At 68.5% G+C, this 15,419-nt stretch carries 13 protein-coding genes, 1 tRNA gene and 1 pseudogene; 11 read left to right on the top strand and 4 right to left on the bottom strand.

What is annotated here, in order from left to right; translation table 11 throughout:
- The first annotated feature begins 11 nt into the window (after positions 1-11).
- Both ACZ9GM_RS08765 and ACZ9GM_RS08760 read left to right on the top strand, forming a co-directional pair.
- The gene (locus ACZ9GM_RS08765) at positions 12-1,274 is read left to right on the top strand and encodes a circularly permuted type 2 ATP-grasp protein (RefSeq protein ID WP_476037664.1); all 1,263 of its coding nucleotides are present in this window, start codon (positions 12-14) and stop codon (positions 1,272-1,274) included.
- Between the two features lie 9 nt (positions 1,275-1,283).
- Positions 1,284-3,113, top strand: a complete 1,830-nt coding sequence (locus tag ACZ9GM_RS08760) for an alpha/beta hydrolase family protein (protein WP_476037663.1) — start codon at positions 1,284-1,286, stop codon at positions 3,111-3,113.
- Between the two features lie 161 nt (positions 3,114-3,274).
- Here ACZ9GM_RS08760 and ACZ9GM_RS08755 read toward each other — a convergent pair whose 3' ends face one another.
- Positions 3,275-4,609, bottom strand: a complete 1,335-nt coding sequence (locus tag ACZ9GM_RS08755; protein WP_476037662.1) for an HNH endonuclease signature motif containing protein — start codon at positions 4,607-4,609, stop codon at positions 3,275-3,277.
- A 121-nt stretch (positions 4,610-4,730) separates the two neighbouring features.
- On the opposite strand from ACZ9GM_RS08755, the gene ACZ9GM_RS08750 reads away from it, so the two are divergent.
- The 9 genes and pseudogenes from ACZ9GM_RS08750 to ACZ9GM_RS08710 all read left to right on the top strand — a co-directional run bounded on the left by ACZ9GM_RS08750 (position 4,731) and on the right by ACZ9GM_RS08710 (position 12,637).
- Positions 4,731-6,029, top strand: coding sequence for a M18 family aminopeptidase (locus tag ACZ9GM_RS08750; RefSeq protein ID WP_476037661.1), 1,299 nt, complete (start codon positions 4,731-4,733; stop codon positions 6,027-6,029).
- A 26-nt stretch (positions 6,030-6,055) separates the two neighbouring features.
- Positions 6,056-6,539, top strand: a pseudogene (locus ACZ9GM_RS08745) (tRNA (cytidine(34)-2'-O)-methyltransferase).
- A 20-nt stretch (positions 6,540-6,559) separates the two neighbouring features.
- Entirely contained in the window at positions 6,560-7,417 is an 858-nt protein-coding gene (locus tag ACZ9GM_RS08740; RefSeq protein ID WP_291474028.1) for a bifunctional methylenetetrahydrofolate dehydrogenase/methenyltetrahydrofolate cyclohydrolase, read from the top strand.
- 6 nt (positions 7,418-7,423) lie between these two features.
- Positions 7,424-7,795, top strand: a complete 372-nt coding sequence (locus ACZ9GM_RS08735; protein WP_291474027.1) for a DUF3017 domain-containing protein — start codon at positions 7,424-7,426, stop codon at positions 7,793-7,795.
- 26 nt (positions 7,796-7,821) lie between these two features.
- Positions 7,822-8,769 (top strand): TIGR03571 family LLM class oxidoreductase, encoded by a 948-nt coding sequence (locus ACZ9GM_RS08730; RefSeq protein WP_476038334.1) that lies wholly within the window; start codon positions 7,822-7,824, stop codon positions 8,767-8,769.
- A 142-nt stretch (positions 8,770-8,911) separates the two neighbouring features.
- The gene (locus ACZ9GM_RS08725) at positions 8,912-10,069 is read left to right on the top strand and encodes an extracellular solute-binding protein (protein WP_476037660.1); all 1,158 of its coding nucleotides are present in this window, start codon (positions 8,912-8,914) and stop codon (positions 10,067-10,069) included.
- Positions 10,066-10,851: a sulfate ABC transporter permease subunit CysT gene (cysT, locus tag ACZ9GM_RS08720; protein ID WP_476037659.1), complete on the top strand. Its 786-nt coding sequence runs from the start codon at positions 10,066-10,068 to the stop codon at positions 10,849-10,851. Before ACZ9GM_RS08725 ends, cysT begins: the two co-directional genes overlap by 4 nt.
- Positions 10,848-11,654, top strand: coding sequence for a sulfate ABC transporter permease (locus ACZ9GM_RS08715; RefSeq protein ID WP_291474024.1), 807 nt, complete (start codon positions 10,848-10,850; stop codon positions 11,652-11,654). Before cysT ends, ACZ9GM_RS08715 begins: the two co-directional genes overlap by 4 nt.
- Entirely contained in the window at positions 11,651-12,637 is a 987-nt protein-coding gene (locus tag ACZ9GM_RS08710; RefSeq protein ID WP_291474023.1) for a sulfate/molybdate ABC transporter ATP-binding protein, read from the top strand. Before ACZ9GM_RS08715 ends, ACZ9GM_RS08710 begins: the two co-directional genes overlap by 4 nt.
- Positions 12,638-12,710: 73 nt before the next feature.
- Here the strand turns inward: ACZ9GM_RS08710 and ACZ9GM_RS08705 are convergent.
- The 3 genes from ACZ9GM_RS08705 to ACZ9GM_RS08695 all read right to left on the bottom strand — a co-directional run bounded on the left by ACZ9GM_RS08705 (position 12,711) and on the right by ACZ9GM_RS08695 (position 15,380).
- A tRNA-Leu gene (locus ACZ9GM_RS08705) sits at positions 12,711-12,796 on the bottom strand.
- 112 nt (positions 12,797-12,908) lie between these two features.
- Positions 12,909-14,030 carry a homoserine O-acetyltransferase MetX gene (metX, locus tag ACZ9GM_RS08700; protein WP_291474022.1) on the bottom strand — a complete coding sequence of 374 codons (1,122 nt, stop codon included), beginning with the start codon at positions 14,028-14,030 and terminating at the stop codon, positions 12,909-12,911.
- Between the two features lie 9 nt (positions 14,031-14,039).
- On the bottom strand, positions 14,040-15,380 hold the full coding sequence (locus tag ACZ9GM_RS08695; RefSeq protein ID WP_476037658.1) for an O-acetylhomoserine/O-acetylserine sulfhydrylase: 1,341 nt from the start codon (positions 15,378-15,380) through the stop codon (positions 14,040-14,042).
- Between the last annotated feature and the right edge of the window lie 39 nt (positions 15,381-15,419).

The raw sequence follows: 15,419 nt of genomic DNA, 5'->3' as shown, positions 1-15,419 counted from the left end.
ACCCTGGTGAAATGATGCTCCCCGATCCCGCCGGACACGGCATGACCTTCAACGGGCAGCCCTTCGACATCGAACCGCTGCCCCGGATCATCGACGAGACCGTGTGGACCGGACTCGCCGCCGGGGTCGAGCAGCGCGCCCGTGCCCTCGACCACTTCCTCGCCGACGTCTATGGTGCGACCTCCCCGGAGGACGCCGGGATCGTCCGGGCGGGAAGGATGGACGCCGCGGTGATCCGCCGTGCCCCCGGCTACACCGAACTGGGCCACCGGGTTCCCGGGGGAACCATCCGGGCCTGTGTCACCGGTGCTGACCTGGTGTGTTCCGGGACTGAGCAGCAGATCTCCGACTGGCGGGTGCTGGAGGACAATCTCCGGATGCCCTCCGGCCTCACCTTCGCCCTGGCCGCGCGGCAGGTGACGGAGGAACACCACCCGGAGCTCATTGAGGCGATGGGGGACCGGCTGGTGCCGACGGACGGTGCACTGGAGATGTTGTGTGACGCCGTGCGGGATGCGTCCGACCACGCTGTGCTGCTCACCGCGGGTGAGGACGATCCGTCCTGGGACGAGCAGCGCATCATCGCCGAGACCGGTGACCTGGCACCACGGACCTGTGACCAGCTGGAGGTCGTGGAACGCGGGACGCCGGTGCTGTGGGACCTGGACGGCGACCGGCTGGTCGACCTCGTGTACCTGCGGGTGACCGAGTCGCACCTCGCAGCGGGGGTCCCGGGGATCGGCGACGCACTCGCCGCCGGGACCGTCCGTATCGTCAACGCGCCAGGCAACGGTCTGGCCGACGACAAGGCCGTCTACGCCTCCGTACCTGAGATGGTGCGTTTCTACCTGGGGGAGGAGCCCGCGCTGCAGCAGGTCAGGACATGGTTGTGCGCCGATCCCGGGCAGCGCCTGACGGTCCTTGACCGGCTGGATGAGCTTGTCGTCAAACCGGTCGACGGGTACGGCGGGTCGGGTATCACCGTCGGACCGGAGTGCACCCGGGCGCAGCTGGCGGCGCGCCGGGCGGAGATCCTCGCCGACCCGGCGTCCTTCATCGGGCAGGAGCGGGTCGAGCTGTCCACGCTGCCCGCTCTCGACGGCACCGACCGACATGTCGACCTGCGGATGTTCAGCCTCCTGGACTCCGGGGGCGCCACGACGGTGCGGGTGGGGCTGACCCGCGTGGCACCTGCCGGGTCGACGGTCGTCAACTCCTCGCGGGGCGGCGGTGGGCGGGACACGTGGATTCTCACCGCTGATCCTCTCCGGTAGCCTGCAGGCGTGAGACACACCACCGCCCCGGACATCGCCCCCGACGGATCCGCGCTCGCCTTCATCCTGCGTGACGACGCCGATCCTGAGGGGCTGCCCGTGGCGATGCAGGCCCCGCTCGTCAACGGGGTCCTGGGGGACGCCCGGCGGATCCGCATCCCGGCGTCCGGCCCTGCGGTGGCGGTGCGCTATTCCCCGCACGCCCACTGGCTGGCCGTGGAGATCGCCCCCGAGGGCACCGAGCGCACCGAGATCTGGCTGGTCTCCACCGATCCCGGGGATGATTCGGCGGTGCTGCTGCGGGACGACACCGACGCGAAGACCTCGTTGGTCGAGTGGGACGCCGGCAACCTCGCCGTGGACGCCGTGCGTGAGGACGGACTGGCGGAGGGACGCCTCGTCAGCCCGGTCGACGGGTCGGTGCAGGTCATCGACCGCCGCGTGGACGGTAAACTCGTCGCCGCGCACGCCGGCCACGCCCTGATGCGGGTCGGGCCGCGGGCGAACCGGGAACTGCTGCTCATCGGGCCGGACGGGTCGTGGCGTCCTCTCCTGCCGCCACAACCCGGGGCGACCACCGACGCCGGGTGCATTCTGCCGCCGCGCGAGGACGGCGAACCGGTGATGCTCGTGTGCTCGGATCATCACAGCGACCGGCGTCGGGTGCTGCGCATCCACGCCAAGCACGGGGTGATGCGCAGCCGCGAGCTCATCCACTACCGCGAGGCCGATGTTGACGAGTTCTGCATCAGCGGCTCCGAGGAGGCCGGTGCGGTGTTGTGGAACCTCTCGGGGCGCTCCGCGTTGGAGGTGCTGCGGCTCGACCCCGACCAGCGGGTGACCGCGCGGCGGGAGGTGACCCTGCCGGGGATGGTGGCGCACGGGCTGCGGATCACGGATGACGGGGCGTCGCTGGTGTGCACGGTGGAGAGTCCGGACGCCCCGCCGACGGTCTACCTGGTGGACACCCGCACCAGCAGGATGACACCGGTGACCGGGGTACCTGTCGACGGCGATGTCCGGCTGCTGGGGGAGCCGGAACTGCTGCGCTACAGCGCACATGACGGGGTGGAACTGTCCGGTTGGCTGTACCGGGCCGTCGGGTCCGACGGTGCGCCGGTGACGGGGCCTGCCCCGATGCTGCTGCACTTCCACGGCGGGCCGGAGGGGCAGTCGCGTCCCGGGCACCATGACGTGCTGCGTGCGGTGATCGACGCCGGCGTCTCGGTGTTCACGCCGAATGTCCGCGGCTCCTCCGGGGACGGCCGTGCCTTCCAGCACGCCGACAACCGCTACGGGAGGTTCGCCGGGATCAGGGACCTCGAGGACTCGGCGTCCTTCCTGGTGGACGCCGGACTGGCCGACCGGTCACGCCTGGCGGTCTCCGGTCGGTCCTACGGCGGCTACCTGGTGAATGTGGCGGTGACGTGGTTCCCGGACCTGTTCCGGGCGGCGGTGTGCGCGTGCGGGATGAGCGACCTGGAGACCTTCTACCGGGACACGGAGCCGTGGATCGCCTCTGCGGCGTTCCCGAAGTACGGTTACCCGATCCAGGACGGGGAGCTGCTGAAGGCGGTGTCTCCGCTGGTCAGGTTGTCGGGTATGCCTGTCTCGGGGGCCGGGGCGGCGACGACGCCGGTGCTGTTCATCCACGGGCTGCACGACACGAATGTGCCGCCGAGCGAGTACCTGCAGATGAGTGCGGCACTGGCGCAGCGCGGTGTGCCGACCGCTGCACTGGAGCTGGAGGACGAGGGGCACGTCTTCGTCCGGCCGGTGAACCGGCAGCGTATCGCCGCTGCGATGGTCGACTGGCTGACGGCTCACGGGGTGTGCTGACCTGTCCTGACGCGGACGCGCAGACCATCGCCACCCATGACTGGGACCGCGGTAAATGGTACCTGACCATTACCGGAGCCCGGGTCGACATGAGCGTCGAGAACGGTCGGGTCTGCGTGGCGGGAGTGGAGGCAGCGTAGTTGTTTTCCCTCCGGAACCCGCTAGAACGGCACCTCCTCTGAGTCTTGGGCCGTGGCGTCCTGAACAGAAGTCACGGCGTCGCGTACCCGGTGCTGCTCGGCCAGTCGCCGTTCATTGTGCTCGCGCAGGGTGCGGTACCGCCGGGTGGCCCGGGAGGAGAAGGTGGACCGGGCGTAGGCGGCCAGTGGGCCGGTCGGTTCGGTGAGGTAGACGTGACCGTCCCCGATGCTTGTCCACATCTCCGTCCCGTCGGGCGCCATGGTGATGTCCTGCCATCCCATCGTCTTCATGAGGTGGTGGCGCTGGCACAGGCAGTGGAGGTTCCGGGTGGCGGTGGGGCCACCGCCCTGGTGACGCATGATGTGGTCGATCTGGCACCGGTCGGCGGGCACGTCGCAGCCGGGGTGACGGCAGGTGCCGTCCCTGCCCCTGACGAAGGCGACGATCGCCTCGGTGGGGGTGTAGGTCCCGGTGGACTCGTGCGCGAGAATGCGCAGGTGGGACACCCGCTCCATGAACGTGTCGGTGGCTGCGGCATCCAGCCATGTCCCGGCCTGGGTGGCTGCGACCGGCGACTCCGGGTCACGGTAGAGATTGAGGGTGACCTGCACGTCCGCGGTGCCGCGGGCCAGGTGCATCAGCGCGTCGGCCCGGGAACAGCCGAGCTTCCGACCGACCGCGTCGAGGATGAGAGTGAACTCCTCCGCTTCCTCCGTGGGCAGGGTCGCCGTGATGACGATGGTGCCGGGATCGTATCCCCCGGCGACGTCCACCCGGCGCTGCCTGGTGCCGGTTGCCGGTGTCGTCCTTTCTCCGGGCTCCGGTGGACGGGCCAACGCGTCCCGCTCGGTGATGATCCGACGGACCCGGTTGCGCAGCGCCGCGACGCCGGGCAGGGACAGTCCGTCGCGCCGGGGAGCCAGCAGGATGAGGAGATCACCTTCGACGTCGCGGTCATCCTCGGGGGAGACACCGGTGACGGACCGGGCGAGCATCGTGAGATGGTCGGGGCCGAGGAATCCGCCGGCGATGCGACGGGCGAGAACCGGGAAGCGCCGAAGGAACAGTCCGATGTCGGTGAGCATCTCGGCGCGGTGCCGGGGCAGGGAGAGACGGGCGCTCAGCTCACTGAGATGCGCCTCGACATCCGCGTCCGGCTCCGGGGTGCACTCGGCAGCCATGACGAGCAGGGCGCGGTTGTGCGCGCGGGTGGCTTCGGACAACAGGTCCGTGGCCGTTTCCAGGGACCACTGCGGAAACGGTGCCGGGACAGGGGCGAAGTAGATGTCATGGAAGGCGAGGTCGACGATGTCGATGCCGTCCTGGGGAGGTGGTGGTGCCGGTGGTGCGGTCATGACATGGACTCTATGAGGGGGTCGGACGTGGAATTCCGGAACAGGTCGCTGAATAGAACACATGATCGATACCAGGGAGGTGGTCGGGTTCCACGGCGGCCCCGGTGGTTAACTGGTCCCCATGACCGACTCTGCCCCAGCAGCCACCCTCGCCCGCCGGTTCGCCGACTTCATTGCCGCGTCCCCCTCCAGCTACCATGCCGCCGCCGAGGTCGCCCGACGCCTGGAGGACGCCGGCTACGTCCGCGAGGACGAGCGGACGCCGTGGGGAGTGGATGCCGTGAGGCCCGGCGGGCACTACATCGTCCGCGGCGGGGCACTCATCGCCTGGGATGTTCCGCAGGGTGCTGACCCCGCCACCAGTGGTTTCCGCATCATCGGCTCCCACACCGACTCGCCCGGCCTCAAGCTCAAGCCGATCGGTGATCTCCCGGGCACCGCCGGCTGGAGGCAGGCCGCCGTCGAGATCTACGGCGGGGCGATCCTGGCGTCCTGGCTGGACCGGGAACTGCGGCTGGCCGGACGCGTCGTGCTCGCCGACGGCACCGAGAAACTCGTCGCCACCGGGCCCGTGCTGCGCGTCCCGCACCTGGCGATCCACCTCGACCGCAACGTCAACGCCGACCTGAAGCTGGACCGTCAGCTGCACATGCAGCCGGTCTTCGCCGTCGGGGAGGACACCCCGACGATTCTCGATGTGGTGGCGCAGGCTGCGGGAGTCGAGGCCGACGACATCGTCGCCCACGACCTCATCACCGTCGATGCCCAGCACGGCGGGATCTTCGGTGCCCGGGAGGACTTCCTCGCCGCCGGGCGGATGGACAACCTCTCCAGTGTCTTCACCTCGCTCGAGGCGTTGCTGGCGGCGTCCCCGGCCTCCGGCCAGGGGAAGGACATCCGGGTCCTCGCTGCTTTCGATCACGAGGAGATCGGCTCGGCCACCACCTCCGGCGCCGCGGGTCCGGTGCTGGAGGATGTGCTGGTGCGCGTGGCGTCCTCGCTCGGGGCGGACGCCGCAGCGACCCGCGCGATGTACGCCCGGTCGGCCTGCGTGTCCGCGGACGCGGCGCACAGTGTCCACCCGAATTTCGCGGGCAAGCACGACGGCGTGAACCGCCCGGTGATGAACGCCGGTCCGGTGCTCAAGGTCAACGCCAACCAGCGCTACGCCACCGACGCCGTCACCGCTGCCGCCTGGCGCCGCGCCTGTGCTACCGCAGGTGTCCCTGACCAGGTTTTCGCCGGGAACAACGACGTTCCCTGCGGTTCCACCATCGGCCCGATCACCGCGACCAGACTCGGCATCCCCACCGTGGATGTCGGCATCCCGTTGTTGTCGATGCACTCCGCCCGGGAGATGGCCGGGGTGAAGGACCTCGCCTGGTTCGCTGAGGCGCTGAAGGCGTGGTGGGAACTGTGAGCGACGCCGTGAACTCCGCGATCCCCGTGAACCCCTTCTGCCACGTGCTCTTCGACCAGCCGGTCATCCCGGGGAACACCGGTAACACCATCCGACAGTGCGCCGGCACGGGTGCAGCGCTGCACCTCGCCGGGCCGCTCGGCTTCAACTTCGACGACAAGCACGTCAAGCGCGCCGGACTGGACTACCACGACCTGGCGTCCGTCACGCTCCACGAGAACCGGGACGCCGCACTGGCGGAACTCGCCGATGGGGGCGGCCACCGCGTCTTCGCCTTCACCGCGCCACGCGGACACCTGGTTCACCGACATCACCTACGAACCCGGCGACGTCCTCCTCTTCGGCACCGAGCCCACCGGACTGGAGCAGGAGGCGCTGGACGACCCGCGCGTCACGCAGCAGGTCCGTATCCCGATGCTGCCCGGCCGGCGCAGCATGAACCTCGCGAACGCCGCCGCCGTCGCCACCTATGAAGCCTGGCGCCAGGCGGGTTTCCCGGGTGCGGTGTAGGGCGCGATAAGGTAGACCGCGTGACTGCGATGAAGCTGGACGGAAAACTGTACCAAGGTGAGATCTTCGAGGACCTCGCGCAGCGGGTGGCCGCGCTCAAGGCGAAGGGGATCACCCCGGGCCTGGCGACGGTGCTTGTCGGCGACGACCCCGCCTCCCATTCCTACGTGAAGATGAAGCACAGGGACTGCGAGAAGATCGGCGTCACCAGTATCCGCAGGGATCTGCCGGCGACTGTCAGCCAGGACGAGCTCAACGCCGTCATCGACGAGCTCAACGCTGACCCGGCCTGCACCGGTTACATCGTCCAGCTCCCGCTGCCGGAGCACCTCAACGAGAACGAGGTCCTGGAGCGCATCGACCCCGCCAAGGACGCTGACGGCCTGCACCCGGTGAACCTCGGCAAGCTCGTGCTCAACGAGCCCGCCCCGCTGCCCTGCACCCCCAACGGTGCGATCAGCATGTTGCGCCGCTACGGCGTGGAGATCAACGGCGCCAAGGCCGTCGTCATCGGCCGTGGTGTCACCGTCGGCCGCCCGATCGGTCTGATGCTCACCCGCCGCTCCGAGAACGCCACCACCGTCCTGTGTCACACCGGTACGAAGGACCTGGCCAAGGAGACCCGCGACGCCGACATCATCATCGCCGCCGCCGGGAAGGCCCACATGCTCACCGCCGACATGGTCAAGCCGGGCGCCGCCGTGCTCGACGTGGGAGTCTCCCGCGTGGACGGCAAGTTGACCGGCGACGTCCATCCAGACGTCTGGGAGGTCGCCGGTGCCGTCGCCCCGAACCCGGGCGGTGTGGGCCCGCTGACCCGCGCCTTCCTGGTCGGCAACGTCGTCGAGCGCGCCGAGCGGCTCGCGGCGCAGGCCTGACCTGCCGTGGCCACTGAGGGAGACCGCGCGGACCTGGTGCCGCTGACCGACGAGGAGCGGCGTGCGCTGCTGGCGAACCCGCACGACGTGAACCAGCCCGCGTCCCGGGTCACCCGGAACCTGCAGATGCTCTCCGTCATCTTCTTCTTCGTGGCGATCATCGCCGGTGCGGTGCTGATCCTCACCGAGCACTGGCGCCGCGGCACACTCGCCGTCGGTGCCGGCATGATCTGGCTCGGCCTGATCCGCTGGTGGGTGGATTCGAAGATCCTCGGAGTCTTCGCCGTCCGCTCCCGCCGGTTCGACTCGGCTTTCTGTCTCATCGTCGGTGTCCTGCTGTTGGCCACCGCCTGGTCCGTCGACTCCCTGGGAAGCTGATCACGGTGCGTGAACTCCCCGAGATCATGCGCCTGTCGGAGGACCCGCCGACGACACTGCCCGGCTGGCGGCGCACTTTCGCGCCCGGCGAGCTGACTCTCGGTCTGTCCCCGGTGACACCTGACGGCGACCTGGCGCGGCAGGTCGCGCTCACACAGGCCGCGGAGGACGCCGGTTTCGCCGCGGTGTGGTGCCGCGACATCCCGCTGAATGTGGAGACCTTCGGCGACGTCGGTCAGATCCACGACCCCTTCATGTACCTGACCTGGCTGGCGTCGCAGACGTCGACCATCGCCCTGGGGACCGCGGCGCTGGTGCTTCCGCTGGCGCATCCGCTGCTGCTGGCGAAGCGTTCGGCCGGGCTGGACCGGCTCAGCGGCGGGCGCTTCCTCATGGGTGTGGCCTCCGGTGACCGACCGGAGGAGTTCGCCGCGTTCGGCATGGACAACGGCACCCGCGGTGAGGATTTCCGGGAGAACCTGTCGGTGCTACGCAAGGCATGGGAGACCCGGATGCGTCCGGTGACGTGGTCGAGGGGACGCATGGGCGGCGCAGAGGTCGTGCCGAAGCCCACCGCAGCCGGCGTCCCGGTGCTCGCGGTGGGGTCCTGCCTGCAGACCACCGAGTTCAACGCCGCGCACGCCGACGGCTGGCTGACGTACCACCGCAACCTGCATGACCAGAAGGTCATGGTCGACAGGTGGCGGGCGTCCTGTGAGGAGCAGGGGGTGGGGTTCCGGCCGGTGGGGGAGTCGTTGTGGATCGACCTGGCAGAGGACCCGTCCTATCCCGCGGAGGGACGCGACTTCGGGTTCCGGCTGGGCCGCAACGCGCTGCTGGAACTGTTGCATTCACAGCAGGAGCTGGGGCTGAACCACATCATGATCAGCCTGCGCCACGGCAACCGGCCGGTGGAGGACGCCCTGGCGGAGCTCGCCGAGCACGTCGTCCCGGAGTTCCGCGCGCTGGGGTAGGTCGTGGGTAACACGTACTGCCACGATCTGTCAATAGTTTCATTCATGCCCGTCCGATGACGCGGCGTGGCCACTGATGCCCGGATAACGTTCCCTCCTGTTGTAGACAGAGCAGTCTGTCTGAGTATCTACAGGAGGATGCATGAAGACAGGAGCAGTGCTCGCCGCGACCGGCGTGGTCGCCCTCGGCGTCATCTTCGCCCTGCCCGGTGGCACCACCGACGACCCCGACGGTACCGATGTCTCCTCCGGCGACCACCGGGTGAACCTCGTCGCCTACTCGGTGCCCAAGCCCGGCTTCGAGGCTGTCATCGCCGGCTACCGGCAGACCCCCGCGGGGGAGGACACGGGGTTCGCCGAGTCCTACGGTGCCTCCGGTGACCAGTCCCGCAAGGTCGCCCGGCACGTCCCGGCCGACCTGGTGAACTTCTCCCTCGAACCGGACATCACCCGGCTGGTGAAGGAAGGCCTCGTCGACGAGGACTGGAAGGAGAACGTCCCCGACGACGAATCGGAGCGCTCCGTGCCCTTCGGCTCCGTCGTCTCCTTCGTCACCCGGGCCGCCAACCCGGAGAACCTGGAGAACTGGGACGACCTGCTCGCCCCCGGTATCGAGATCATCACGCCCAACCCGGCGTCCTCCGGCTCGGCGAAGTGGAACCTCCTCGCGCCCTATGCAGGCTGGTACTTCCAGGCCCTGGACAGTGGGAAGGACGCCACGGACGCCTACGACGAAGCGCTCGCGAAGGTCAGCGAACTGGTCCACCAGCACATCCACGTCCGACCCAAATCCGGCCGTGAAGCCACCAGTGCCTTCGAGCAGGGCCAGGGTGATGTGCTGCTGTCCTACGAGAATGAGGCGATCCTGCTGGCCCGTGACGGCGACGACATCAGCTACCTCAACCCGACCGACACCTTCCGCATCGAGAACCCGGTCGCCGTCGTGACCGGGGATGAGGTCGGTGACGATGACGCGGCCACCGACTTCCGCGACTACCTCTTCAGCGAGGACGCCGGGACCCGCTGGGCATCCCAGGGCTTCCGGCCCGGCTCCGACCTGTTCAACGAGGACGGTGAGACACCCGTCATCGACGCCCTGCCCCCGGAGCAGCGCGACGCCTTCCGGCCCACGGAGAATGTGTGGACCATCGACGACCTCGCCGAACAGTTCACGGACCTGTTTCCGGAGCTGGCCGGTGGTGGGGACGGCACAGAGTCCAAGACCGGCTGGGCCCTGGTGGACGCCGTCCTCTTCGGTACCGACGGTGCCATCACGGAGATCTACGGAGGAGATGAATGAGAGCCTCGAAACTGAGCATGGGCACAGCCGTTCTCTGGCTGTCCGTCATCGTGCTGCTGCCGTTGGCGGCGCTGGCCACCCAGGCCTTCGAGGGCGGCGTCCCCGCCTTCTGGGATGCCGTGACCACCTCCGGGGCGCTCGACGCGTTGCGGGTGACGGTGCTCGTCTCCGCGGTGGTCGGCCTGATCAGCGCGGTCACCGGAACACTGGTCGCCTGGGTGCTGGTCCGCGACGACTTCCCCGGCAAGAGGATCGTGGACGCGCTGATCGACCTGCCGTTCGCCCTGCCGACCATCGTGGCGTCGCTGGTGCTGCTGAGCCTCTACGGGCCGGACAGTCCCTTCAACATCACTCTCAACGCCACCCGACCTGCGCTGGTCATCGCACTGGCCTTCGTCTGCCTGCCGTTCGTCGTCCGGGCGGTCCAGCCGGTGCTCATCGAGCTCGACGGTGACGTCGAGGAGGCCGCAGCGTCCCTCGGTGCGGGCAACGCCACGATCTTCCGGCGCATCATCCTGCCCGCCCTCATCCCCGCGATCCTCTCCGGTACCGGCCTGGCCTTCGCCCGCGCACTCGGCGAGTTCGGGTCCGTGGTGCTCATCGGCGGGAACATCCCCGGTGAGACGCAGGTCGCGTCCCAGTACATCCAGGAGCAGATCGAGTCCGATGTGCCGCAGGCCGCGGCGGCGGTCTCGGTGGCCCTCCTGGGCATCACCTTCCTCGTCCTGCTGGTCCTCCGCATCGTCGGTGAAGGCCGGTCCCGAAAGGAGCAGCGCGCATGACGCTCTCACGCAAGACAGCTCTCACGCTGCGCATCCTCGCTCTGGTGTGGATCGGCGTCCTCGTCGTGCTGCCGGTCGGCACCATCCTGTGGCGTGCCCTGTCGCCCGGGCTGCCCCAGTTCTGGGAGTGGATCACCACGCCCGCCGCGATCTCGGCGCTGAAGACATCGCTGCTTATCGTGGTGATCGTCGTACCGCTCAACGTGGTCTTCGGCATCGTCGTCTCACTCGGGCTGGTCCGCGGCCGTTTCCCGGGGAAGAACATCGTCCAGGCCATCGTCGACCTGCCGTTCTCCGTCTCGCCGGTGATCGTCGGTGTATCCCTGATCCTGCTGTGGGGTCACGGTGGCTGGTTCGGCGGCATCGAGTCCACCGGGTTCCAGATCATCTTCGGACTGCCCGGAATGGTGCTGGCGACGATCTTCGTCACCCTGCCTTTCATCGTCCGGGAGGTTGAGCCGGTGCTCCACGAGATCGGCACCGAGCAGGAGCAGGCGGCGTCCACCCTGGGCGCGGGCCGCTGGCAGACGTTCCGGCGGATCACCCTGCCCTCGATCCGGTGGGGCCTGTCCTACGGCATCGCACTGACCGTCGCCCGGTCGCTCGGCGAGTTCGGTGCGGTGATCATGGTCGCCTCCGGATTCGCCGGTGGTGGGCAGACGCTCACCCTCCTCGTCCACTCCCGCTACATCGACGACCACAACGTCTACGGGGCCTACGCCGCAGCGACACTGCTCATGCTCGTCGCTGTCATCGTCCTCGTCATCATGACCGCACTCCAGAAGAAGCAGGTAGCGAAATGACCATCTCCGTCTCCCACGCCGTGAAGACCTACGGCGATTTCCAGGCCCTCGACGATGTCTCCATCGATATCCCGGAGGGGTCGTTGACAGCACTGCTTGGTCCCTCCGGCTCCGGCAAGTCCACGCTGCTGCGCACCATCGCCGGCCTGGAGCAACCGGACTCCGGGTCCGTCATCATCGACGGGCGTGACGTGACCCGTCTGTCGCCGCAGGACCGTGGCATCGGCTTCGTCTTCCAGCACTACGCCGCCTTCAAGCACATGACGGTGCGCGACAATGTCGCCTTCGGTCTGACGGTGCGTAAGCGTCCGAAGCAGGAGATCGACAGACGCGTCGACGAACTGCTCGAGATCGTCGGTCTGGCCGGGTACCAGACCCGTTATCCGGGGCAGTTGTCCGGTGGCCAGCGGCAGCGCATGGCACTGGCCAGGGCACTGGCGCCGAACCCCGGCGTCCTGCTGCTCGACGAGCCCTTCGGTGCGCTGGACGCCAAGGTCCGTGAGGACCTGCGGTCCTGGCTGCGCCACATGCACGAGGAGTTCACGGTGACGACCGTGCTGGTGACCCACGACCAGGAGGAGGCGCTCGACGTCGCCGACCGGATCGCGGTGCTCTCGGCAGGACGTATCGAGCAGATCGGCGAGCCCTCGGAGCTCTACGACCGGCCGGGGACCCCGTTCGTCCAGGCCTTCCTCGGCCATGTCACGGAACTGGACGGGCAGACGGTGCGTCCCCATGACATCCGTCTCGGGTTGACGGCCGACCTCGCGGTGCCGGGTAACGAGGTGCCGGCGACGGCGGTGCGTGAGGCGGTCGTCGAGCGGGTCGCACATCTCGGCTTCGAGGTGCGTGTCGAGCTGAAGGACGCCATGACGGGGGCCCCGTTTACCGCGCAGATCACCAGGGGTGACGCGAATGCGCTGGGGTTGACAGACTCGACGGTAGGGGAGAAGGTCTACGCCAGGGCGACTGAGCTGGGGTAGGGGCGGCTGCCGGCATCCGTCCGCGAATGCAGGAAACCCGCCGCAGTGAGTTCACTGCGGCGGGTTCTGTCTGTGTCCGGAGGGGGACTTGAACCCCCACGTCCGTTAATAGGACACTAGCACCTCAAGCTAGCGCGTCTGCCATTCCGCCACCCGGACATGGATGGACTTCCAGCACGGAAAACCGGAGATTCTCTGCCCTGAAGACTCGCATATACTAGCGCGACCGGGGAAAGAATCGCAACTCTGTGATGCGCCGCAGGTGGGAGGTCTACCGCTCCGCCAGGATTTCGGCCTTGGTGAGGAACCTCTCCAGGATCACCGTCATCTGACGGGTCTCCGTGAGGAAGCCGTCGTGGCCGGTGGGGGAGGTGATCTTCGACAGGCCGATGAAGTCACCGAGGTTGCGCGACAGGTGCTCCTGCTGGTGGTACGGGTACAGGATGTCCGTGTCCACGCCAGCCACCATCGTCGGCACCTGGGAGGTCCCCAGCACGTGGTTCAGCCCGCCGCGTCCCCGCGAGATGTCGTGCCGGTTCAGCGCGTCGGTGAGGATGACGTAGGAACCCGGGTCGAACCGCTCCACGAGCTTCTCGGCCTGTCGGTCCAGGTAGCTCTCCACGGAGAACCGCTGGTCCCGGGACCAGTAGGGACCGTAGGGGTCTTCGTTCTTCTGCGGGTCGGTGCCGAAGCGTTCGTCGATCTCCAGCTCACCGCGGTAGGTCAGGTGTGCGATGCGTCGGGCCTGGCCCAGTCCGGCGACCGGGGCATGTCCGGTGCCGTGGTAGTCCCCGGCATGCCAGAACGGGTCACCGGTGATGAAGCGGATCTGTGCGGACTGCATCCCGATCTGCCAGGCGGACGCCCGGGCGGACACGGCGATCGGCAGGGCCGCCTCGACATGCTCGGGATACATGAACGTCCACTCCAGCACCCGTGCGCCACCCATGGATGCGCCGACCACGCCACGGATCCGGTCGATCCCCAGCACATCGACGATGAGCTGCTTCTCGGCCTCGACCAGGTCACGGATGGACAGAGCGGGGAACCGGGAACCCCAGAACCCGCCGTCGGGGTGCTCCGAGGCGGGCCCTGTCGACCCCTGGCAGCCGCCGAGACAGTTCGCGCAGAGCACGAGGTACTTCGAGGTGTCCAGGGCGAGTCCCGGGCCGATGATGCCCGTCCACCAGTCCGCGGCGTCCCCGTCGCCCGTCAACGCATGCTCGATGACGATCACGGGGCGGGACGCGGCGTCCTGCGCGGTTCCTTCGTAGTAGGCGAACAACCGGAGTGAGGCACCGGGAAGGTCGACCCCGGCCTCGGTCCTGAAGTCGCCGATCGGCAGGGTTGTCGAGTCGTACGGGGTGGGGAGGAGGGCGGGGTCGAGGCTCACGGTGTCAGCCTATGCCAGGGCGTCGAGGCCGAGCTGGAGGTCGGCGAGGATGTCGTCGATGTTCTCGATGCCGACGGACAGGCGGACGGTGGCGCGGCTGATGCCGGCGCGGGTCAGGCCGTGCTGGTCGGACTGGGAGTGGGTGGTGGTCGCCGGGTGGACCACGAGGGAGCGCACGTCGCCGATGTTGGCGAGGTTGGAGTGCAGCTTCAGGGCGTCGATGAAGGTCCAGGCCCTGGCCTGTGCATCATCGGACCAGGCGTCGTCGACGGCCAGGTCGAAGGAGAGCACCGAACCGGTGTACTCGATGCCCAGCTTCTCCTTCACCGCGTACCACGGGGAGGACGGCAGACCGGCGTAGTTCACCTTCGCGACCAGCGGGGAAGCGTCGAGGAACTCGGCGACCTTCTTCGCGTTCTCGTTGTGCTTCTCGACGCGCAGGGCGAGGGTGTCGAGACCCTGGATGGTGACCCAGGCGTTGAAGGGGGACAGGGTGGCGCCGGTGTCGCGCAGCAGACCGACGCGGGCCTTGAGACCGAAGGCGGGAGCGCCCAGGTCGGCGTACTTCAGGCCGTGGTAGGCGGGGTCCGGGGTGACGAAGCCCGGGAAGACCGGCCGGCCGTCCTTCTCGACGGTCCAGTCGAACTTGCCGCCGTCGACGAGGATGCCGCCGAGGCCGGAACCGTTGCCGGTGTAGAACTTCGTGAGGGACGCCACGACGATGTCGGCACCGAGCTCGATCGGGCGGACCAGGGCGGCGGTGGCGACGGTGTTGTCGACGATCAGCGGCACGTTGTTCTTGTGGGCCAGCTCGGCGAGGGCAGGGATGTCGAGGACGTCGGCCTGCGGGTTGGCGAAGGTCTCGCCGTAGAAGGCCTTGGTGTTCGGCTGGACGGCGTCCTGCCAGGCATCGAGGTTGTCGGCGTCTTCGACGAAGGTGACCTCGATGCCGAGGCGGGCCAGGGTGACGGAGAAGAGGGTCTCCGTGCCGCCGTAGAGGCGGGCGGAGGTGACGATGTGGTCACCGGCGCCGGCGAGGTTGAAGATCGCGGCGGTCTCGGCGGCCTGGCCGGACGCGAAGGCGACGGCGTGGACGCCGCCCTCCAGCGAGTTGATCCGGTTCTCCAGGACTTCCTGGGTGGGGTTGGTCAGTCGGCCGTAGACCGGGCCCAGGTCCTCGAGGGCGAACCGCTGCCTGGCGTGCTCGGCGGAGTTGAAGACGTAGGACGCCGACAGGTAGATCGGCTGGTTGCGGGCACCGGTGTCGGAATCGACGGTCTGACCGGCGTGGACGGCACGGGAGGCGAAGCCCCAGTCGTCGACGTTGCTGTTGTCGTACTTCGTTGCCATGTGGTGTCCCTTCGGTGAGGATCATGTCGTAGTGCTCAG

The sequence above is a fragment of the Corynebacterium sp. UD i78 genome (genome assembly GCF_056280545.1).
This window is presented reverse-complemented; position numbering and strand designations above follow the sequence as displayed.

What these genes read in the sequence shown, in the direction of transcription:
- ACZ9GM_RS08765 (WP_476037664.1), top strand. Translation starts at nt 12, where the DNA reads ATGATGCTCCCCGATCCCGCCGGACACGGCATGACCTTCAACGGGCAG.
- ACZ9GM_RS08755 (WP_476037662.1), bottom strand. Translation starts at nt 4,609, where the DNA reads ATGACCGCACCACCGGCACCACCACCTCCCCAGGACGGCATCGACATC.
- ACZ9GM_RS08750 (WP_476037661.1), top strand. Translation starts at nt 4,731, where the DNA reads ATGACCGACTCTGCCCCAGCAGCCACCCTCGCCCGCCGGTTCGCCGAC.
- ACZ9GM_RS08730 (WP_476038334.1), top strand. Translation starts at nt 7,822, where the DNA reads ATGCGCCTGTCGGAGGACCCGCCGACGACACTGCCCGGCTGGCGGCGC.
- ACZ9GM_RS08725 (WP_476037660.1), top strand. Translation starts at nt 8,912, where the DNA reads ATGAAGACAGGAGCAGTGCTCGCCGCGACCGGCGTGGTCGCCCTCGGC.
- cysT (WP_476037659.1), top strand. Translation starts at nt 10,066, where the DNA reads ATGAGAGCCTCGAAACTGAGCATGGGCACAGCCGTTCTCTGGCTGTCC.
- ACZ9GM_RS08715 (WP_291474024.1), top strand. Translation starts at nt 10,848, where the DNA reads ATGACGCTCTCACGCAAGACAGCTCTCACGCTGCGCATCCTCGCTCTG.
- ACZ9GM_RS08710 (WP_291474023.1), top strand. Translation starts at nt 11,651, where the DNA reads ATGACCATCTCCGTCTCCCACGCCGTGAAGACCTACGGCGATTTCCAG.
- ACZ9GM_RS08695 (WP_476037658.1), bottom strand. Translation starts at nt 15,380, where the DNA reads ATGGCAACGAAGTACGACAACAGCAACGTCGACGACTGGGGCTTCGCC.